Origin of the sequence: Pyxidicoccus trucidator, assembly GCF_010894435.1 — a bacterium.
Classification (GTDB): Bacteria; Myxococcota; Myxococcia; order Myxococcales; family Myxococcaceae; genus Myxococcus; species Myxococcus trucidator.
Genome location: NZ_JAAIXZ010000026.1, coordinates 107,827 through 126,428, shown reverse-complemented (window position 1 = coordinate 126,428; position 18,602 = coordinate 107,827). Strand labels below are relative to the sequence as shown.

General features: G+C 69.8%; 13 protein-coding genes. 12 read left to right on the top strand and 1 reads right to left on the bottom strand.

Going from position 1 to position 18,602, the window contains the following annotated elements; translation table 11 throughout:
• Positions 1-69: 69 nt before the first annotated feature.
• The 12 genes from glgC to G4D85_RS43995 all read left to right on the top strand — a co-directional run bounded on the left by glgC (position 70) and on the right by G4D85_RS43995 (position 17,709).
• Positions 70-1,317: a glucose-1-phosphate adenylyltransferase gene (glgC, locus tag G4D85_RS44045; RefSeq protein WP_164020289.1), complete on the top strand. Its 1,248-nt coding sequence runs from the start codon at positions 70-72 to the stop codon at positions 1,315-1,317.
• A 239-nt stretch (positions 1,318-1,556) separates the two neighbouring features.
• On the top strand, positions 1,557-2,642 hold the full coding sequence (locus G4D85_RS44040; RefSeq protein ID WP_164020288.1) for a type III polyketide synthase: 1,086 nt from the start codon (positions 1,557-1,559) through the stop codon (positions 2,640-2,642).
• Positions 2,636-3,211, top strand: coding sequence for an isoprenylcysteine carboxyl methyltransferase family protein (locus G4D85_RS44035; protein WP_164020287.1), 576 nt, complete (start codon positions 2,636-2,638; stop codon positions 3,209-3,211). The genes G4D85_RS44040 and G4D85_RS44035 overlap by 7 nt, the downstream gene beginning before the upstream one ends.
• The gene (locus G4D85_RS44030) at positions 3,204-3,476 is read left to right on the top strand and encodes an acyl carrier protein (protein WP_164020286.1); all 273 of its coding nucleotides are present in this window, start codon (positions 3,204-3,206) and stop codon (positions 3,474-3,476) included. The genes G4D85_RS44035 and G4D85_RS44030 overlap by 8 nt, the downstream gene beginning before the upstream one ends.
• Positions 3,473-5,236: a fatty acyl-AMP ligase gene (locus tag G4D85_RS44025; RefSeq protein ID WP_164020285.1), complete on the top strand. Its 1,764-nt coding sequence runs from the start codon at positions 3,473-3,475 to the stop codon at positions 5,234-5,236. The genes G4D85_RS44030 and G4D85_RS44025 overlap by 4 nt, the downstream gene beginning before the upstream one ends.
• 43 nt (positions 5,237-5,279) lie before the next feature.
• The gene (locus tag G4D85_RS50510; protein WP_275900390.1) at positions 5,280-5,405 is read left to right on the top strand and encodes a hypothetical protein; all 126 of its coding nucleotides are present in this window, start codon (positions 5,280-5,282) and stop codon (positions 5,403-5,405) included.
• Entirely contained in the window at positions 5,402-6,499 is a 1,098-nt protein-coding gene (locus tag G4D85_RS44020; protein ID WP_164020284.1) for an NAD(P)/FAD-dependent oxidoreductase, read from the top strand. Before G4D85_RS50510 ends, G4D85_RS44020 begins: the two co-directional genes overlap by 4 nt.
• A gap of 305 nt (positions 6,500-6,804) precedes the next feature.
• Positions 6,805-7,899 (top strand): peptidylprolyl isomerase, encoded by a 1,095-nt coding sequence (locus G4D85_RS44015; RefSeq protein ID WP_164020283.1) that lies wholly within the window; start codon positions 6,805-6,807, stop codon positions 7,897-7,899.
• Between the two features lie 26 nt (positions 7,900-7,925).
• Positions 7,926-12,416, top strand: coding sequence for a PKD domain-containing protein (locus G4D85_RS44010; RefSeq protein WP_164020282.1), 4,491 nt, complete (start codon positions 7,926-7,928; stop codon positions 12,414-12,416).
• The gene (locus tag G4D85_RS44005; protein ID WP_164020281.1) at positions 12,413-12,973 is read left to right on the top strand and encodes a hypothetical protein; all 561 of its coding nucleotides are present in this window, start codon (positions 12,413-12,415) and stop codon (positions 12,971-12,973) included. Before G4D85_RS44010 ends, G4D85_RS44005 begins: the two co-directional genes overlap by 4 nt.
• A gap of 76 nt (positions 12,974-13,049) precedes the next feature.
• Positions 13,050-16,907, top strand: coding sequence for an NHL repeat-containing protein (locus G4D85_RS44000; protein ID WP_164020280.1), 3,858 nt, complete (start codon positions 13,050-13,052; stop codon positions 16,905-16,907).
• 235 nt (positions 16,908-17,142) lie between these two features.
• Positions 17,143-17,709 (top strand): Uma2 family endonuclease, encoded by a 567-nt coding sequence (locus tag G4D85_RS43995; RefSeq protein WP_164020279.1) that lies wholly within the window; start codon positions 17,143-17,145, stop codon positions 17,707-17,709.
• A gap of 146 nt (positions 17,710-17,855) precedes the next feature.
• Here the strand turns inward: G4D85_RS43995 and G4D85_RS43990 are convergent, their stop codons facing one another.
• A complete protein-coding gene (locus tag G4D85_RS43990) occupies positions 17,856-18,437 on the bottom strand; it encodes a hypothetical protein (RefSeq protein ID WP_164020278.1) in 582 nt (193 codons plus the stop codon).
• Positions 18,438-18,602 lie beyond the last annotated feature (165 nt).

Sequence of the window (18,602 nt, the reverse complement as noted above, 5' to 3'; positions counted from 1 at the left end):
TCCGCCCGTGAAACCGGACAAACCCGAACCGGCCCCTATACTGCGCGGCAGGGAGGGACACACCACCGCATGGGCACGCGCATTCTCGGGATGGTCCTCGCAGGTGGGCAGGGAACGCGGCTGGCGCCACTCACGCAGCGGCGCTCGAAGCCAGCGGTGCCCTTCGGGTCGAAGTTCCGCATCATCGACTTCGCCCTCAACAACTTCATCAACTCCGGCATCTACTCCATCTACGTCCTGACGCAGTTCAAGGCGCAGTCGCTGACGGAGCACATCCAGCGGGGTTGGCGCTTCGGCTCGGTGCTGTTGTCGGACTACTTCATCACGCTGGTGCCGGCGCAGATGTATCTCTACGAGGAGCTGGGGCCCGTCTGGTACCGGGGCACCGCGGACGCCATCTACCAGAACATGCATCTGGTGGAGAACCACCGCCCCGAGCACATGGCCATCTTCTCCGGCGACCACATCTACAAGATGAACGTGGCGCACATGCTGGAGCTGCACGAGGCGCAGCGCGCGGACATCACCATCGCCGCGTACCCCACGCCGCTGGCGGACGCGCACCGCTTCGGCGTCATGCAGGTGGACGAGCGCGGCCGGGTGACGGAGTTCCAGGAGAAGCCCAAGGACCCCAAGGCGATTCCGGGCCGGCCCGACACGGCGCTGGCCAGCATGGGCAACTACATCTTCCGCAGCAAGGTGCTGGCCGAATTGCTGGAGGTGGACGCGAAGACGGAGGGCTCGCAGCACGACTTCGGCAAGGACGTGCTGCCCCGCGCCCTGCGCGACGGCTACCACATCCAGACGTACGACTTCGCGAAGAACCCCATCCCCGGGCAGGCGGGGCCCAACACGTACTGGCGTGACGTGGGCACGCTCGACGCGTACCACGAGGCGTCCATGGACCTGGTGTCCGTGAACCCCGAGTTCGACATCTTCAACGCCGAGTGGCCGCTGCGCACCGCCAGCGAGTACAGCCCGCCGGCCAAGTTCGTCCACGAGTCGGGCGAGCGGGTGGGCCGCGCGCTCAACTCCATGGTGGCCGGAGGCTGCATCGTCTCCGGCGGCGTGGTGCGCGAGAGCATCCTCTTCCGCCGCGTCCGGGTGAACAGCTACGCGAAGGTGGAGCGCTCCATCATCTTCGACGAGGTGGACATCGGCCGGCACGCCCAGGTGAAGAACGCCATCATCGACAAGGGCGTGCGCGTGCCGCCCAACGCGAAGGTTGGCTTCGACCTGGAGGCCGACAAGGCGCGTGGCTTCACGGTGACGGAGTCCGGCATCGTCGTGGTGCCCAAGGGCTACCGCTTCGAGTGAGCCGCACGTTCAACGCCTGTCCAACCTTTGGGTGCATTCCTTCAACGGGGCTGTGTCTTGTCGCCCGTGTGACAGCGCTCTCCCGGTGACTTCTCGGAGGGCCGGAGCGAGTCTACCGTGCAACACTGGCGCACGGTAGGCGTCCGGGGGCATTCAAGAGGGCGCGGCACGTCTCGCGTTGGACCCGGCCGCCGGTTAAGCGTCATCCTCCGACTGCCGCGAAGGGACCCGAGAACTTCATGCACAGCAGCGCACCCGGCCAGGACAGCTCGCCCTTCATCCGTGCGGTAGGTCGTGCCCTTCCTCCCCACTACGCCACGCAGGAGCAGCTCATCGCCGCCTTCCGCGAGCTATGGGCCACGCGGCACTTCAACCTCGAGCGGCTGGAGGACCTGCACCGCGCCGTGCAGGTGGGCGGCCGCCACCTGGCGCTGCCCCTCGACGCCTACTCGCCGCTCGTCACCTTCCAGCAGCGCAACGACGCCTGGACTCGCGCGGCCACGGAGCTGAGCGAGGTGGTGGTGCGCCAGGCGCTGGACCAGGCGGAGCTCACACCGGCGGACGTGGACCATGTCTTCTTCGTCACGGTGACGGGCATCGCCACGCCCAGCATCGAGGCGCGGGTGGCCAACCGCGTGCGCTTCCGCCAGGACTTCAAGCGCACGCCCCTCTTCGGCCTGGGGTGCGTGGCGGGTGCTTCGGGGGTGGCTCGGGCGGCGGACTACCTGCGCGCCTTCCCGACACACACCGCGCTCGTCATCGCCACCGAGCTGTGCTCGCTGACGCTGCAGCGCGAGGACCTGTCCATCCCCAACATCATCGCCTCCGGCCTCTTCGGGGACGGCGCGGCCTGCGCGGTGCTGCGGGGCGCCGCGGCGCCGGGCGCCAGGGGACCGAGGGTGGTGGCCTCGCGCTCGGTCTTCTACCCGGACACCGAGCGGGTGATGGGGTGGGACGTGGTGGACTCGGGCTTCAAGGTGGTGCTGTCCGCCAGGGTGCCCGGGCTGGTGAAGGAGCACATCCGCGGCAACGTGGACGGCTTCCTCGCGGAGCATGGCCTCACCCGCAAGGACGTGCGGCACTGGGTGGCGCACACCGGCGGGCCCAAGGTGCTGAAGGCCTTCGAGGAGGCGCTGGAGCTGGAGTCGGCCACGCTGGAGCGCTCGTGGGCGTCGCTGCGCGAGGTGGGCAACCTCTCCTCCGCGTCGGTGCTCTTCGTGCTGGGCGAGACGCTGGAGGGCGCGGAGCCGCGTCCGGGCGACTGGGGAGTGATGATGGCGATGGGGCCGGGCTTCTGCGCGGAGATGGTGCTCCTGCGATGGTGACGTCCACCCAAGCCGTCTTCCTGGGCTTCATGGCGCTGCTGGTGGGGGAGCGCCTGGTGGAGCTGGTGCTCTCCAAGCGCAATGCGGCCCGGGCCTTCGCGCGGGGCGGGGTGGAGACGGGCCAGGCGCACTACCGCTTCATGGTGGTGTTCCACACGCTGTTCCTGGTGGCGTGCGTGGCGGAGGTGCTGGTGCTGGAGCCGGCCTTCCCGGGTGCGTGGGGCTGGGCGGCGCTGGGCGGGGCGGTGGTGGCGCAGGGGCTGCGGTACTGGGCCATCGCCACGCTGGGCGAGCGGTGGAACTCGCGCATCATCGTGGTGCCAGGGCTGCCGCCGGTGACGGGCGGGCCCTACCGCTTCCTGCGTCATCCCAACTACGTGGCCGTGGTGCTGGAGCTGGCGTGTGTGCCGCTCATCCACGGCGCGTGGAGGACGGCGCTCTTCTTCTCGGTGGGCAACGCGGCGCTGCTCTTCGTGCGGATTCGCGCGGAGGAGGCGGCGCTCGGCGACGCGTACGCGCGCGAGTTCGCCCACCGTCCCCGCTTCATCCCGGAGGTGCCCCGTGACTGAGTCCGAACTGGAAGTGCTGGCGGAGATTCGCCGCATCGCCGCTGACGAGCTGGAGTGGAAGGGCGCGGTGGAGCCGGGGCACGACCTCATCCGGGACATGCAGCTGGACAGCCTGGGGCTGACGGTGCTGGCGGTGGGGCTGGAGAACCGCTTCCGCATCCGCCTGTCCGAGGAGGACGCGCAGGACGTGCGCACGGTGGCGGACCTGTCGAAGCTGGTGTCGCAGCGGGCCGCGGCGGCCCGTGTCGCTGAGGCACGCCCGTGAAGGGGCCGGCCCTTCCCGCGCTGAAGTACCCGACGGTGAATGCGTCGCTCGCGGCGACGGCGCGCACCACGTCCCATGGCCTCACCTTCGTGGACGCGGCCGAGCGGGAGGTGGTCGTGTCGTGGGCGGAGGTGTACCGCCGCGCGAGGTGCACGGCGGCGGGCCTGGCTCGGCTGGGGGTGCGGGAGGGAGAGCGGGTGGCGCTGCTGCTGCCCACGTCTCCGGGCTTCATGGACGCGTACTTCGGCACGCTGCTGGCGGGAGCGGTGCCGGTGCCGCTGTACCCGCCGGTGCGGCTGGGGCGACTGGAGGAGTACCACCGGGCCACGGCGCGGATGCTCCAGGTGACGGGGGCGGCGGTGGTGCTGACGGACTCGCGCGTGCGGCTGCTGCTGGGGCCGAGCGTGGAGCGGGCCCGTCCGCGCCTGGGCTGTCACACGGTGGATGAGGTGTCGCGCGGCGACGAGGAGCTGGAGGTGCCCGTGCGTCCGGAGGGGCTGGGGCTCATCCAGTTCTCGTCCGGCTCCACGGTGGACCCGAAGCCGGTGGCGCTGACGCAGGCGGCGCTGATGTCGCAGGTGGCGGCGCTGGAGGTGGCCATGCCGCTGCCGCCCGGGACGCCGCCGGTGGGCGTGAGCTGGCTGCCGCTGTACCACGACATGGGGCTCATCGGCTGCGTGCTGTCGGCGCTGTACTACCCGGGCAACCTGGTGCTGATTCCGCCGGAGGTCTTCCTGGCGCGGCCGGCGCTGTGGCTGCGCGCGCTGTCGCGGCACAAGGGCTTCATCTCGCCCGCGCCCAACTTCGCGTATGGCCTGTGCCTGAAGCGGGTGAAGGACGCGGACATGGAGGGCCTGGACCTGTCCTATTGGAAGCACGCGCTCAACGGCGCGGAGCCGGTGTCCTCGGACACGCTGCGCCGCTTCGCCGAGCGCTTCGAGCGGTGGGGCTTCTCCGCGCGGGCGCTGCGTCCGGTGTACGGGCTGTCGGAGGCGTCGCTGGCCGTCACCTTCCCGCCGGAGGCCCGGGGCCCGCGCTCGCTGGGCGTGGACGCCGGGGTGCTGGCCCATGAGGCGCGGGTGGAGGCGGGGACGAGGGAGCTGGTGAGCGTGGGCGCGCCGGTGGCCGGCTTCGAGGTGGAGGTGCGCGACGCGGTGGGCACGGTGCTGGCGGAGCAGCGGGTGGGCCGCGTCTTCGCGCGGGGGCCGTCGCTGATGGCGGGCTACTTCGGTGACGCGGAGGCCACGGGCCGGGCGCTGTCGGCGGACGGCTGGCTGGACACGGGAGACCTGGGCTTCCTGGCGGACGGGGAGCTGTACCTCACGGGGCGGGCGAAGGACGTGGTCATCATCCGCGGGGCCAACCACGCGCCGCAGGCGTTCGAGGAGCCGCTCCAGGCGGTGGAGGGCGTGCGCACGGGCTGCGCGGTGGCGCTGGGCTTCACGCCGGAGGACGGCCAGGACGAGGCGCTGCTCATCCTCGCCGAACGGGCGGGCCCCTACGTCGGCGAGGAGGCGGAGCTGGAGGAGCGCATCCGCGCGGCGGTGGTGGAGGCCACGGGCGTGCGGCCGCACACGGTGAGGCTGCTGGAGCCGGGGACGCTGCCGCGCACGTCGAGCGGCAAGCTGCGCCGAATCGAGGCGCTTCGCCGCTACCTCGCCGGAGAGCTGGCGCCGCCGAAGAAGGTGGGCATGGTGGGCATGGCGGTGGAGATGGCGAAGAGCGCCATGGCCATGGTGAGGGCGGAGCGCGACACGTGAGTCGGAGCAGCCGACGGACCGTGGCGCGAGCGGAGCCCGGCGCGTGAGCCGGAGCAGGGTGGGGCGGGCGAACCGCACACGGGCCATGGCGCGCCACATGAATCACTACGACGTCGCCGTGCTGGCGGTGCCGGCCGTTGCCCCCACCTCGCGAGGACTGACCACGTGAAGCGGTACGACGTCGCCGTGGTGGGCGGAGGTCCCGCCGGGCTGGCCGTGGCCATCACCACCACCGCGCGCGGACTGAGCACGGTGGTGCTGGAGCGGGCGACGGTGCCCGCCGACAAGGCGTGTGGCGAGGGACTCATGCCGCCAGCGCTTGCGGTGTTGGACAGGCTGGGCGCGCTGGCGCTGCTGGACCGCCGGGAGACCTCACCCTTCGTGGGCATCCGCTACGTGCAGGAGGACGGCACCACGGTGGAGGGGCTGCTGCCCGGAGCCGGCGGACTCGGAGTGCGGCGCGTGGCCCTGGCCTCCGCGCTGGTGGCGAGAGCCCGCGCGGTGGGCGTCGAGCTCCGCGAGCGCACGCAGGTGCTGGCACACCGTCGCGCCGGCGAAGGCATGACGCTGGAGACGGCGGAAGGCCCGGTGGAAGCGCGGATGTTGGTGGCGGCGGACGGGCTCGGCTCCCCGCTGCGGCGCGCGGAGGGGCTGGAGGTGGAGTCCACCGGCGCCAGGCGCTTCGGCTTGCGCCGACACTTCCAGGTGGAGCCCTGGACGCCGTACGTGGAGGTGCACTTCGCGGACGGGGTGGAGGCGTACGTGACGCCCGCGGGAGCCCGCCGCGTGGGCCTCGCCTTCCTCTGGGAGGACGGAGTCGTCGAAGGACGCGTGGGCTTCGAGACGATGCTCGCACGCTTCCCCCGACTCTCGGAGCGCCTCGCGGGCGTGGAGCCCGACTCACAGGTGCGAGGGGCAGGGCCCCTGGCGCGAGTGGCCAGGGCGCGAATCGCCGACCGCTTCGCGCTGGTGGGAGACGCGGCGGGCTACGTGGATGCGCTGACGGGGGAGGGGCTCTCCCTGGCCCTCGCCTGCGCGGAGTCCCTGGGCACGCTGCTCCCGGACGCGCTGGCGAAGGGCGCCACGAAGGACACCCTGCGCCCCTATGAAGCCTCCTTCCAGCGCGTGTTCCGCAAGTACGCCTGGACGACGCGCGCACTCCTCATGCTGGCCCGCCGTCCCCGGCTGCGCCGTCCCGTGGTGCGTCTGCTGGCGAAGACGCCCTGGCTCTTCGAGCGCATCCTCCATGCCGTCGTGGCCTGACTCACGGCCGCACCTGACACGGGACTCCCGAGCGTGGCCCCGATAGCGGGCCCCTCGTCACGCGTGGTCCCCCAGGCCACATAGCGCTCCGGCACCGTTGCCTCGCAGGCAACACGCTGACGCAGGCAACCTGGTTGCGCACGGCTCACTCCCTCGGGAAGCGCCGCGCTGGAGGTCCACGGTGCCTTGGGCCCGGTCCTTGCTCCAGGGCCGGCCCGCCGCGGCTCCGTTCCTGCCAGCCGCTCCCGGTGACCATGGAAGCCACATCTTCGCGTCCTCGTTCTCGAACCCCTGTCCGCCGGTGGTTGTTCGCCGCTGGCCTGCTCCCCGTCGTCCTGGGCGGCTTCGTGGCCTTCTCCGCCCCGGACCGGCTGGACCTCCCCGAGCAGCAGGAGGTCGCCCTCGTCAACGACAAGCCCGTCTCGCTGGAGCGCTTCAACCGCCTCCTGGCCTTCACCACCTCGCGGGCCACCAGCACCGATGGCCGCGTCCCGGACGCGGATGCGCTCCTGCTCAAGAACGCGCTCGTCCAGAAGCTCATCGATGAAGCCGTCACCGACGCGGCCGCGAAGGCCGAGGGCGTGGAGGTGAGCACGAAGGACCTCGACGCGGCCTACGCGGCCTTCGAGCAGTCCTTCCCCACCTCCGACGCCTTCAAGCAGTACGTGGAGAACACGCCGGACGGCAGCACGGCCATCCGCGGCGACATCCGCCAGCGCCTGCTGCGAGAGCGACTGGCGAAGAAGGACTCCTCCTGGGCGGTCTCCTCCGACGAGGTGAAGCGCCACTACGAGAGCCACCCCGGGCTGTACCACCAGCCCAAGCGGGTGAACGCGAGCGAGGTGTGCACGTCCTCCGGCCAGGACGGCTACAGCAAGGCCAAGGACCTGCTGGAGAAGGTGCACCAGGGCAAGGTGGCCTTCGCCGACGCCGCCCGCGAGTCCTCGAGCGGCGCCACCCGCGCCCTCGGCGGCGCCCGGGTGGACCTGACGGAGGCCACGCTGGAGTCCCACGTCTGGAAGGCGCTCGTGGTGCGCAAGCCCGGAGAGCTCACCGACATCCTCGAGACGAAGGACGGCTACTGCTTCCTGCTCGTTCATGAAGTCCTCCCCGAACTGGACCGGAAGTTCGAGGACGCCCAGCCCGAAATCCAGGCCTGGCTCGAGCGGCTGTACGCGGATGCCCGGTTCAAGTCCCTGCTCGGAGAGCTCCGCTCCAAGGTCGTCATCAAGAACCTCTTCGCCGAGCGCTACGCGGCCCTGCTCAAGGACCTGCTCAAGCCCGGCGCCGCCACTTCGCAGCTCTCCTTCAGCCTCCCGTCCACCTCGGTGCCGCCGCAGCCCGTCCCGGCTGGCGCGCCCGCCACTCCCGCCTCCAAGCAGAGCCGCCCGCGCCCATGAGCTCCGCCACCACCTGGAGAACCACCTTGAACCGCATCCCATGGATGGCAGGCCTCGCCCTGCTCCTCGCGGCCTTCACCAGTCAGGCCGGTGACTTCGCCGGACCCCAGCAGGTCAAGACCACGGAGGGGTACTTCGAGTTCGCCGAAGACGGCTACCTCTGGCCCTTCAACGTCACCTGCAGCCAGACGGGCTTCTCGCCCGCGCCCTCGGTGCAGATTGCCCCGGGCTCCGGGGACCCGGGCGTGGCGACGTCCAATCCCATCTCCTCGCCCGCGGCGTGCCCCATCTTCGACTCGACGGGGAACGGCCAGCCCGAGTTCCACTTCAACCTGCGCTTCAACTCGCTGCGGGACCTGGGCCTGAAGACCATCGTCTGCAACGGCACCCACGTCGACCCCGCCTACTGCGTGAGCGCGTCGTTCCCGCCGTGCAACGTCGTCTGTGACCTCGCGGGGGTGAGGAACTTCACCAACCCCGTCGCGTTCCGCATCACCGTCGTCAACTCGCCGCCCACCGCCAGCCTCAACCACACGCCCACGCCCGCGTGGAACGCCACCGTCACGCTCCGCTCCAACGCTGCTGACGCCGATGGCGGCTCGCTGACCCATGCCTGGCGCATCGTCAGCAAGCCCCCCATGTCCACTGCCACGCTGGCGGCCGCCAACACCGCCAACCCCACCATCACCTTCACGAGCGACCGCGACATCGGCAACTACCAGTTCGCGGTGGACATCGCCGACAACGAGGGCGAGCTGAAGTCCTTCACCCACTCGTTCACCGTCCCCAACGTCCCTCCGAACATCAGCGTCACCGGGTCCACGGAGCTTGACGCCACCCAGCCCATCAGCCTCACGGCGGCGCCCACCAACGACGTGGACGGCGGCGCGCTGACCTTCTCGTGGGACCTGATTGAGGCCCCCACCCGCTCGGGCCTCGCGCCCACGACGGGCTACGCCACCACGGCGGGCATCAACCTCCCCACCACCGGCATCCACGTGGGCACCTGGCGCTTCCGCGTCACGGCGAAGGACAACGAGAACGCCACCGACTCCGAGACGGTCACAGTCATCGTGCGCAACAAGAAGCCGCGCATCTCCTTCACTGGCCCCACCGAAATCGACGTCGGCCAGGCCCTCCAGGCGGCCACCACCATCACCACCGATGACGACGGCGGCAACCTCACCTTCAAGTGGGAGGTCCTCCAGGCGCCCCAGTCCGCGAGCGTGGCGCCCCTCACCGTGCTGGGCACCGCCGCCTCCGTCACCCGCGCCACCACGGCGAACTCCGCCGGCACCTGGGTACTCCGCCTCACCGCCACCGATGACGAGAACGAGTCCGTCCAGGAGAACCGCATCATCGTCGTGGATGACGTGCCCACCGCGAACATCGCCGGGCCGAGCTCCATCCGCCTGCTGGAGTTCCCCCTGGTGCTGGACGGGCGTGGCTCCAATGACCCCGACTCCCCGTGCCCCTCCCAGGCCAACCGCTGCCACGTGACGGACGGCAGCCCCGTCCAGGGCATCTCCCCGGGCATCGTCCGCTACACCTGGTACGTGGTGGACATCCCCCCGGACGCGTGGGGCGCCTTCACCACCGGCCGCGTGGACGAGGTGTTCAACGTCCCCGCCAACGGCTCCACACTGTCGCTGGACTGGGGTGACATGCAGCAGGGCCAGTGGCAGTTCGAGCTGGAGGTGCAGGACGGTGAGACCAACGTCGCGCGCACCCGGCACACCGTCACGGTGGTCCCCCCGCAGACGCTGCCCACCGCCATCGTCAGCGGCTCCGCCTGGTACCTCGTCAACCTCGCCGGCGTGCTGCCCGGCGCCATCGTGGTGGACGGCTCCATCAGCTTCGACCTCGACAACGTGGTGACGGGCACGCCCGGCGCGGGCCTGGGAATCACGCAGTACGCCTGGTCCGCGGTGCCGCCCGTCGGGTGCGCCGCGCCGTCGCTGCCGAGCGGCCCCTCGGCCAGAGTCCTCACCCTCTACCCCGCGGGCGCCGCTGTCCCGCCGGTCTGCCAGGGCTTCTGGAAGATTCGCCTCACCGTGACCGATGACGACTCGCCCGCGCAGACGGGCTTCGCGGAGACGGGTGTCACCATCGGCAACTGCGCCGCGGGCCTCTGCGTGGACGCGCCCACCACCGGCACGCCCGCCATCGTCCAGTCCTTCGACAGCGCGGACATCGACATCTACTACCACATCGACTCCACGCTCTATGACAACCCGCTGTTTGCCTTCGGCATGTACACGCTGCTGGAGGTCTTCCCCTCGGGCAGCAGCACGCCCGTGTACTCCGCGATGGAGCTGAACGTCTCGCCGATGACCAAGGGCCTGCCCCTGGTCTTCAACTGGAACGGGTACACCAACGCCGGCACCCGGCCGCCCACCGGCCGCTACGACGTGCGCGTGACGCTGCTCGACTACGTGCTGGCGCCCACCATCTACTCCGGCCTCCAACCCCAGGCCATCCAGACCGAGACAGTCTCTCTCCAGCTCGCCAGCACCGCGCCCCACCTCGAGCATGCGAAGGTGGTGGCGGGCACGGGCTCCGTGACGTTCGACTACCGCGTGGATGGGGCCCTCTCCATCTCCAGCCTGGAATGGCGTGTCCTCAACACGTCGGGCAACGTGGTGACGCGTGGCAACACGCCGAGCGCCGCCGCCCTCGGCGCCTTCTCCTGGAACGGCCGGGTGGGCTCCACGCCCCAGGCTCCGGGTCGCTACCAGATGGAGGTCGAGGCCTTCCGGAGCGGTCGCTCGCTGGGCGTGTCCCCGCGCGTGCCCTTCTACCTCTACGACCTGGCGCTGGAGCTCCCCGGCCACGCCATTCCCACCACCGGCCTGCCCGTCGCGGTCAACTCGGACGATGACGACGCCAACGGTGTCGTGGACTCGGCCCAGGCGCCCGCGCCCGCCACTGAGAATGACCTGGTGGCCGTCACGCTCCGCTTCCAGCCCCGGGTGAACGGCCAGCTCACCCTGACCGCGGACGCGCCGGCCCAGCTCAAGGTCTGGACGACCGCGAACAAGACCGGCCAACTGGTGCTGCCGAAGACGTTCAACATCCCCGCGGACGCCATCCCCGCGCAGGTCTACGTCGAGGCCCTCACGCCCGGCTCGCCCCAGCTTCGGGTGGAGTACCAGCCGCCCTCCGGCGCCGCGCTGCCGCGCAAGGAGCTGAAGCTCAACCAGTGGAAGCTGGAGACGATGCAGGACACCAACGGTGACTTCCGCGTCACCGCGGCGGACACGTCCACGCTCTTCGTCCGGGTGGGCCTGTGGGACTTCGCCTTCCGCGTGGCGGCGGACGCCCTCGGCGCCATCAACACGCTCTACAACGAGTCGGACCAGGCGCGCCTCACGGCCGTCGCCAACCCGGAGAACTTCATCGGGCGCGACTCCCGCCGCTTCTACTACCAACTGACGGACGCGGCGCGGAACACCAACGCCGCCACGGCGGAGGAGTACCCCCTGGAGTGGTTCACCACCGAGGCGGACGGCGTCACCAACATGGACTTCCCGGCCACCAACCGCAACCTCACCCTCACCGAGACGGGGCCCAACACGGGCGTGTTCGTGTCCCAGGCGGTGATGGTGGTGGCGGACCAGATTGACCGGGACGTCCCCACCAACTCGGGGCTCACGGCCCACCCGGGCAACGCGGCCTACAACACGGCGAACCACCGCGTCCGCCAGGCGAAGAACCCGGACGGCCGCGTGGTGGCGAGGTACCAGGGCGTCGACCCCGCGACGCCGGCCACCCTGCTCAGGACGCCGCTCTTCCAGCGCGCCCCCGAGGAGCGCCGGGTGATGACGGTCCGCGTCTTCAACTTCCAGGACCCCAACAACCTGAACATCCCCGCCGTCCCCGCGGCCACCGTGGACCTGGTGACGGAGATTCTCCGGGAGCAGTACATCGCCGCGGGGATTCGCGTGGAAATCGTCCACACCGCCGCCACGGACGTCATCACCCTGCCCGCCGGCAGCCCGGTGAACCTGAACAACGTCGCCAGCTTCGGCGGAGGGTACGGAGGCCTCGCGCCCTCGGCGGACCAGCTCGCGCTCATCAACCTGGTGCGCGGCGTGGACCCCGCCGGGCCCACCAACACCAACACGGTGTACCTCATGTTCGTGGGCAACCTGAACACCGGCAACCGCGGCGAGTCCTTCCCGGATGGGTGGATTCCCGCGGGCTCCCCCGCCAGGAACTTCGTCGTCGCGGCGGGGCGGGCCGCCGCCATCGGCGACACGGGCGCGCACGAGGTGGGCCACATGCTCACCAACGCCACCCTGACGGCGGGCGAGGCCAGTGGCGCGACGGCCGGCTGGGCCGGTGGCGGGCACTACGGCGGCACCCACGCCATCTACAACCTGATGAGGGGCGGGACCATCATCACCAACCCCCGGACCCATCTCAACACCAAGCGGCTGTGGGACGACACCGCCGTCCACACCGTGCAGCAGATTACCCGTGCGCGCTCCACGCGCTTCCTGAGGAACCCATGAACCGGCGCCTGCTTGCTGTCCTGGCACTCACCGTCTCCACCGTGGCCCTGGCCCAGACGAGCGCCGTGGAGCTCGGCCGCGACTTCGCCACCGATGATGGCCTCGCGCGGCTCAGCGCCTTCGCCCGCTTCGAGAAGGAGGTGGCGGCCAAGGCGCGGGCCTCCGCCCTCTCGGACATCTGGGAGTCCGTGGAAGGCAAGCCAGAGGCGGAGGCCGTGCGTGCCTCCGTGCTCGCCTACCTGACGTCGCAGCCGGCGGAGAAGATGCCGTGGGATGCGCGCCTGGGCCGCCATGTGGCCGAGGCCGGCAAGGCCACCAGCCCCGGGCTGCGGCGGCTGTCGCTGAACACCTTCTCGCGCCGGGGCCCCGAGCTCGCGAAGCAGGAGACGCTCACGTTCCTGGACGACACGGACGATGCCGTCCGCGAGTTGGCGCTGATGGAGGTGTCACGCTGGTCCGACGGGAAGTCCGTCCTGACGGACTACGTGACGAAGAATTCCAAGTCCACGAAGCACAAGGCCTCCGTGGCTCGCGCCCGGTTCCTCCTCGACAAGTAATTCCCAGAAAGGACTCCCTTCCGTGAGCCCCAACCGTCCCACCCACCGCCTCCGGGCGGTGCGGCGTCCTCTTGCCTTGCTCGCAGGTCTCTCCCTCTTCTGGAGTCAGACCTCCCTGGGCGGCGGCGCGGCCGATGCCGGCGCGCCCAACCCCGTCACCGGCGACTTCCTCATTCCCTTCGGCGTGGGCGTCGACGAGCTGAACGGGCGCGTGCTGGTGGCGGACACCGCCCACCGGCGCATCAAGTACACGGACATCTCCACCCTCGCGGGAGGCACCCCCACCTGGTCGGAGGTCGGCTTCGTGGCGGACCCCGCCCAGGAGCAGGCCCTCAACCAGCCCCAGGGCGTGGCCGCCGACGCGCAGGGCAACCTCTACGCGCTGGACAGCGTGGGCGGTGAGGTGGAGCTGTACCGGTGGAACGCCGCCACCTCCAGCTACACGTACGACGCGGCCTTCGCCTCCGCCACGCGCAACACCGTGGCGGGTGTGAATATCACCCAGCCGAAGGACCTCGCCGTGGGGCCGCTGGGCCGGGTGTACCTGCTCGACTCGGGCAACAGCCGCATCCTCGTGGCGGACGGGCCGAACGACACGAGCTGGGAAGTCGCGCACTCGGACCCCACGTGGTTCGGCGCCAGCGGGTTCGACGTGGGCCCGGATGGCACCTTCTACGTGGCGGACACGGGCAACAACCAGATTGTCAAAATCCCCGCGGTGGGCGCGCCCCTGCGCTTCGGCTCCATGGGCACGGGCACCTCGCAGTTCCGCAGCCCGCGCGACGTCGCCGTGGCGCCGGACGGGATGATGTGGGTGGCCGACGCGCAGAACCACCGCGTCACCGTCTTCCGCCCGGATGGGAGCTTCGACTCCACCCTGGGCATCGCCCCCCTGTTCACCTCGCCGCAGAAGCTGGAGATTGACGGGCTGGGGCGCGTGTTCGTCATCGACTCGGACGCCGCGCGGCTGGTGGCCTTCCTGGGCTCGGGCGCGCCGAAGCCGTTCGACTTGTACGTGCGCGACTACCTGGGAGACACCGGCACGGAGCCCACCGGGACGAGCTTCACCCTGTCCTCCCCGGACATCCTGGTGCGCCACCGGCCGGACGTGAATCTGGCCACCGCGGCCCAGCAGGGGCTGGGGTTCTACGCCTTCGAGCAGCCGCGCCACGGCACCAACAACTACGTCTATGTGATGGTGCGCAACCGCAACAGCGCGCCCGCCACCAACTCCGCCGTGCGGCTGTACTGGGGGGACCCGGCCTCGCCGCTCGTCTTCCCCACGAACTGGAGCGACGCCGGCTTCTTCGAGAGCTACTCCAGCGCCACCGTCAACGTGCCCGGCAACCTGGCCACCGTGCCCACCGTGCCCGGCGCCGTGACGACGGTCCACGGCGTCACCGTGGTGGGCCCCATCATCTTCCGGCCTCCCGCGCCGGAGGACGCCACGGCGGCTGACGGCCGCTTCCTGCTGACGGCGCGCGTGTCCAACCTCTATGACCGGCTGACGCCCGCCACGGGGCTGGACGAGGTGCGCAAGAACAACAACCTCGCGCTCCGTCCGGCCCAGGTGAGCCGGGGCCCGTTCCCGGATGGCGTCCAGGACACGCTGGTCCTCCGGGTGAACTTCCCGGACGTCTCCGGCAGCGCGGACGAGGCCACCGTCACCGAGCGCGTCGACGCGCTGACGCAGTGGATCAACGAGGTCAGCTACAACCTGGCCACGCTGGTGCCCGTGTACAAGAACCCCCTGGCGCTGACCCACAACAGCACCCACTACTACACGGACACGCAGACGCCGCTGGTGGAGCTGGCCACGGACGCGCTGGGCGGGCTGCTGGCCCTCGAGCCCGGCGCGCTGGACGGCGCCACCTCGGACCCCGAGGATGACATTGACCGGGTCATCCTCGTGGTGAACGACCCGGCCTTCACGCGGGACTGGGCCACGACGGGCAACTGGCCCTACGTCGTCGGAGGCAACACCCGCTGGCTCTCCGTCTCCATCCAGGGGCCGAGCAACTCCCTGGCGCAGTATGCCCACGGCTACTCGCACCAGTTCGGGCTCGTGGACCTGTTCGCCCACGAGAATGTGGAGTTCCCCGTCGCCGAGCCCGCCAACCGGTGGGACAACATGGCGCTGCCCTTCGAGGGAGCGCACCCGCTGGTGTGGTCCAAGCAGTACGCCTCGTGGGTGACGAGCAGCGGCGGGCAGGTTTTCTTCATCCCCCGGCCGCCGGGGACCTCGCCCCGCACGGGCCAGCCGGCCATTCCGGTCAGCTTCCAGAGCACGCTGGTGGCGGGGCAGTACGGCGCCATCGCCATCGGCCTGACGCCGGGTGTGACTTCCTTCGAGGAGGAGACGCACTTCTACTGGGTGGAGGCGCGCACGCAGGCGCTGGCGAACCGGGACCAGACGGTGCCGGGCAAGGGCGTGCTCGTGTACTACGCCAACAAGGCGATTCCGCAGGGCCAGGTGCCGGTGGTCATTCGTGACAGGACTCCGGCCACGACGGTGGGCGACGCGGCGCTGGGCGTGGGCGGCACGGACGCGCCTCCGGGCACGGGCATCAGCGTGCGCGTGGCCGCCGAGCGCCCCTCCAACGGCGGCTATGACGTCACCGTCGATTACACGCCGCCCGTGGACTACAACGTGCGCATCCGCGTGGGCAACCCGCCCTGGACGAGCCCGGACATCTGGGTGGACAACCAGGAGGACGGGGGCGGCTACAACACGACGCAGGTGGACGAGCGGCCCATCGCGGACCAGGACAACCGCATCTACGCCCGCGTCTACAACGACGGCCCGGCGGATGCGTACGACACCGAGGTCCGCTTCCTGCTCTCCGCGCCGTACCACACCGTGGATGGCGTGGGCTCGTTCGACCTGTACAAGAGCGTCATCATCCCCGTGATTCCCTCGGGCGAGTTCCGGGACATCTACGTGGTGTGGAAGCCCGTGGGCGTGGATGACCCGCACAACTGCGTGAAGGTGCAGCTGCGCAGGATGACCTACGACACCAACGCCAGCGACAACGACGCCCAGCAGAACCTCTGGGTGAAGCCGTCCAGCCACGCCAGTCCGTATGACGAGGTGGACTTCGGCTTCCAGTTCAAGAACGCGGGGGAGAAGCCGCAGCTCGTGTACTTCCGCTATGAGGGCCTGCCCGCGCACTGGAAGCAGGACTTCGGGCCGAGGAAGGCCATGGTGAAGCCGGGCGAGCTGTTGGAGGGGCACCTCAAGTTCCAGCCCGACGAGAAGGACAAGGACTGCGTCAAGCACGACGCCCACGTCACCGCGTGGGTGCCGCGCGGGGACACGCTGGTGCGGCTGGGTGGCGCCACCGTGCGCACGCCGCTCATGCGCCGCACCACGGTGGTCATCGAGTCGACGGAAGTGCAGAAGGTGAGCTGCAAGGAGTTCCCCGCGTATCACCTGGAGCCGGACAAGAAGAGCAGGGTCTACTTCTACGACCCGAAGAAGCCGCCCGAGAGCTGTGGCCTCATCCGCGTGAAGGGCTACACGAAGCCCGAGCGGCCGGGCCAGAAGTTCCTCCTGCGCTACACGGATGGCGCAGGCAACCCCGTCTACCAGACGGTGACGACGACCACCGGCGGCACCTTCGAGGACTACCGGCTCACCGTGGCGGGCGGCAAGTGGTCTGCCACGGCCATCTACCCGGGTGACGGCAAGTGCAGCGGCTCGGGACGGACGAACACGGAGGTGTTCGAGGTTCCGCTCGACACGAAGGGCGACCAGGACGGTGACGGGCTGCCGGACAAGGAAGAGGTCCAGGGCGACGCGGACGGGGACGGCCTGCCGAACGTGCTCGACGTGGACAGCGACAACGACGGCCTGCCGGACGGCAAGGAGCCGCCGGGCGACGACGACAAGGACGGCGTGGACAACGTCGTCGACAAGGACAACAAGGGCTAGGGCGGGGACACGCCCTCTCTCGTGGCAAGGTGCCCCCGGGTTCGTGGAGAGCCCGGGGGCTTTCTCATGGGGCGGCCTTCCGGGGAGGGAGCACTGTGGTCATGTGACCTCTGGGATTTCCTGATTCGTTCAGGATGTCAGAGGTATGGCGCATGCTAGACACATGCGCGAGGACATCCAGGTGGAGGGGGAGGGGCGGCTTGCGAGGAGGTACGCGGAGCCGCATCCTGAGGGCATGAGTGACAAGCCGACACGACGGGAGCTTGCATACGAGGCGCTGGAGCGCCTCCCGCCGAACGTCGTCGGCGAAATCATCGACGGCGAGCTGTACGTGAGTCCTCGCCCTCGAATGATTCACGGACGGGCGGCCTTCCTGCTCGGCGACCAGCTCATGCCATTCGACAACCAATCGGAGCGTAAAGGCCCCGGAGGCTGGATCTTCGTTCCCGAGCCTGAACTGCACTTGGGCGAAGATGTGCTGGTCCCCGACCTCGCGGGCTGGCGACGCGAGCGCATGCTCGAGCTGCCGGATGTCGTCGGAGTGGAGCTTGCTCCTGACTGGCTCTGCGAGGTGCTCTCCCCTTCCACCGAGAAGCTGGACCGGGCCCGGAAGATGGCGGTCTACGCACGGGAGGGAGTGAAGCACCTGTGGCTCGCGGACCCGCGTCCCCAGACGCTGGAGGTCTACCGGCTGGAGGGCGGAAAGTGGCTCCTGCTCGGCACGCACACGGGTGACCTCACTGTCCACGCCGAGCCGTTCGAGGCGCTTCCCGTGAAGTTGGGCTCGCTCTGGCGGCGCTGACCCGGGGAGGGACGGCTCAGACTCCCACCGGGTGCGGGATGCCGTGAATCGCCTGCACACCACGGAGCCCTCCGGCATGCACGGGCTCGACTCCATGGCCGTTGCCGCGGAGTCCTTGCTCCTTCGGTGTTGCTGTCGTGAGCGTGCTACCGCTTCCCGGTTCGGGTCGAGATCAACCTCTTGACGACCTCTTCCGCACGGATGTTCTTCATCTTCTGTTGAAGGAGCTGGCTGTCCCGCTCCCACTGGTCGGTGACCTGGGTGGTGATGGACGGGAAGGGGCCGCAGTTGGTGAGCTTGAAGTGGACTTCGCCTAGATAGATAGCCGTGCCGGCCTCGACCTCGAACGGGGTTCGTGTCTCCTTGGTGATGGGCATGATGTGTCCGATGCTCAGGCGTCGGATCTGATACGCCCCTTCGTTGAGCGCCTTCACGGAGAAGTGGCCGGGAGGTGCTTGGAAGTCGTGTGCGAGGTGCAGGTCGTTCACGGGAATCACGCCCGTGCTCCTGCGCATGTATACGGAGTCCTCGTACTCGAGCGCAGCGGAAGGGTTCTCCCCATTCTTGCAGTCGGTGGAGAAGCGGGTGGAGACGATGACCAACCCCTGCTCCGGGTGCTCCGAGAGGCGGTAGTCGGCCCCGACATCCTTGACGGTGTGGCTGCTGGTGCCGCCGCATCCCACGGCCATCAGTACGGGCACGGCCACCACGAAAAGACGAAGACGCATTCCTGCTCCTGGCATGAGGACTGAGGTCCTGGCGGCTGCTGCCGCGCCCGGCATTCAAGTGGGGTAGATGAGAAAGCCCAGTAGGGACCTGTGGAGTCTTCCGACCCAAACAGGATGTCAGAGGTATGGCGCATGCTAGACACATGAGCGATGACATCCAGGTGG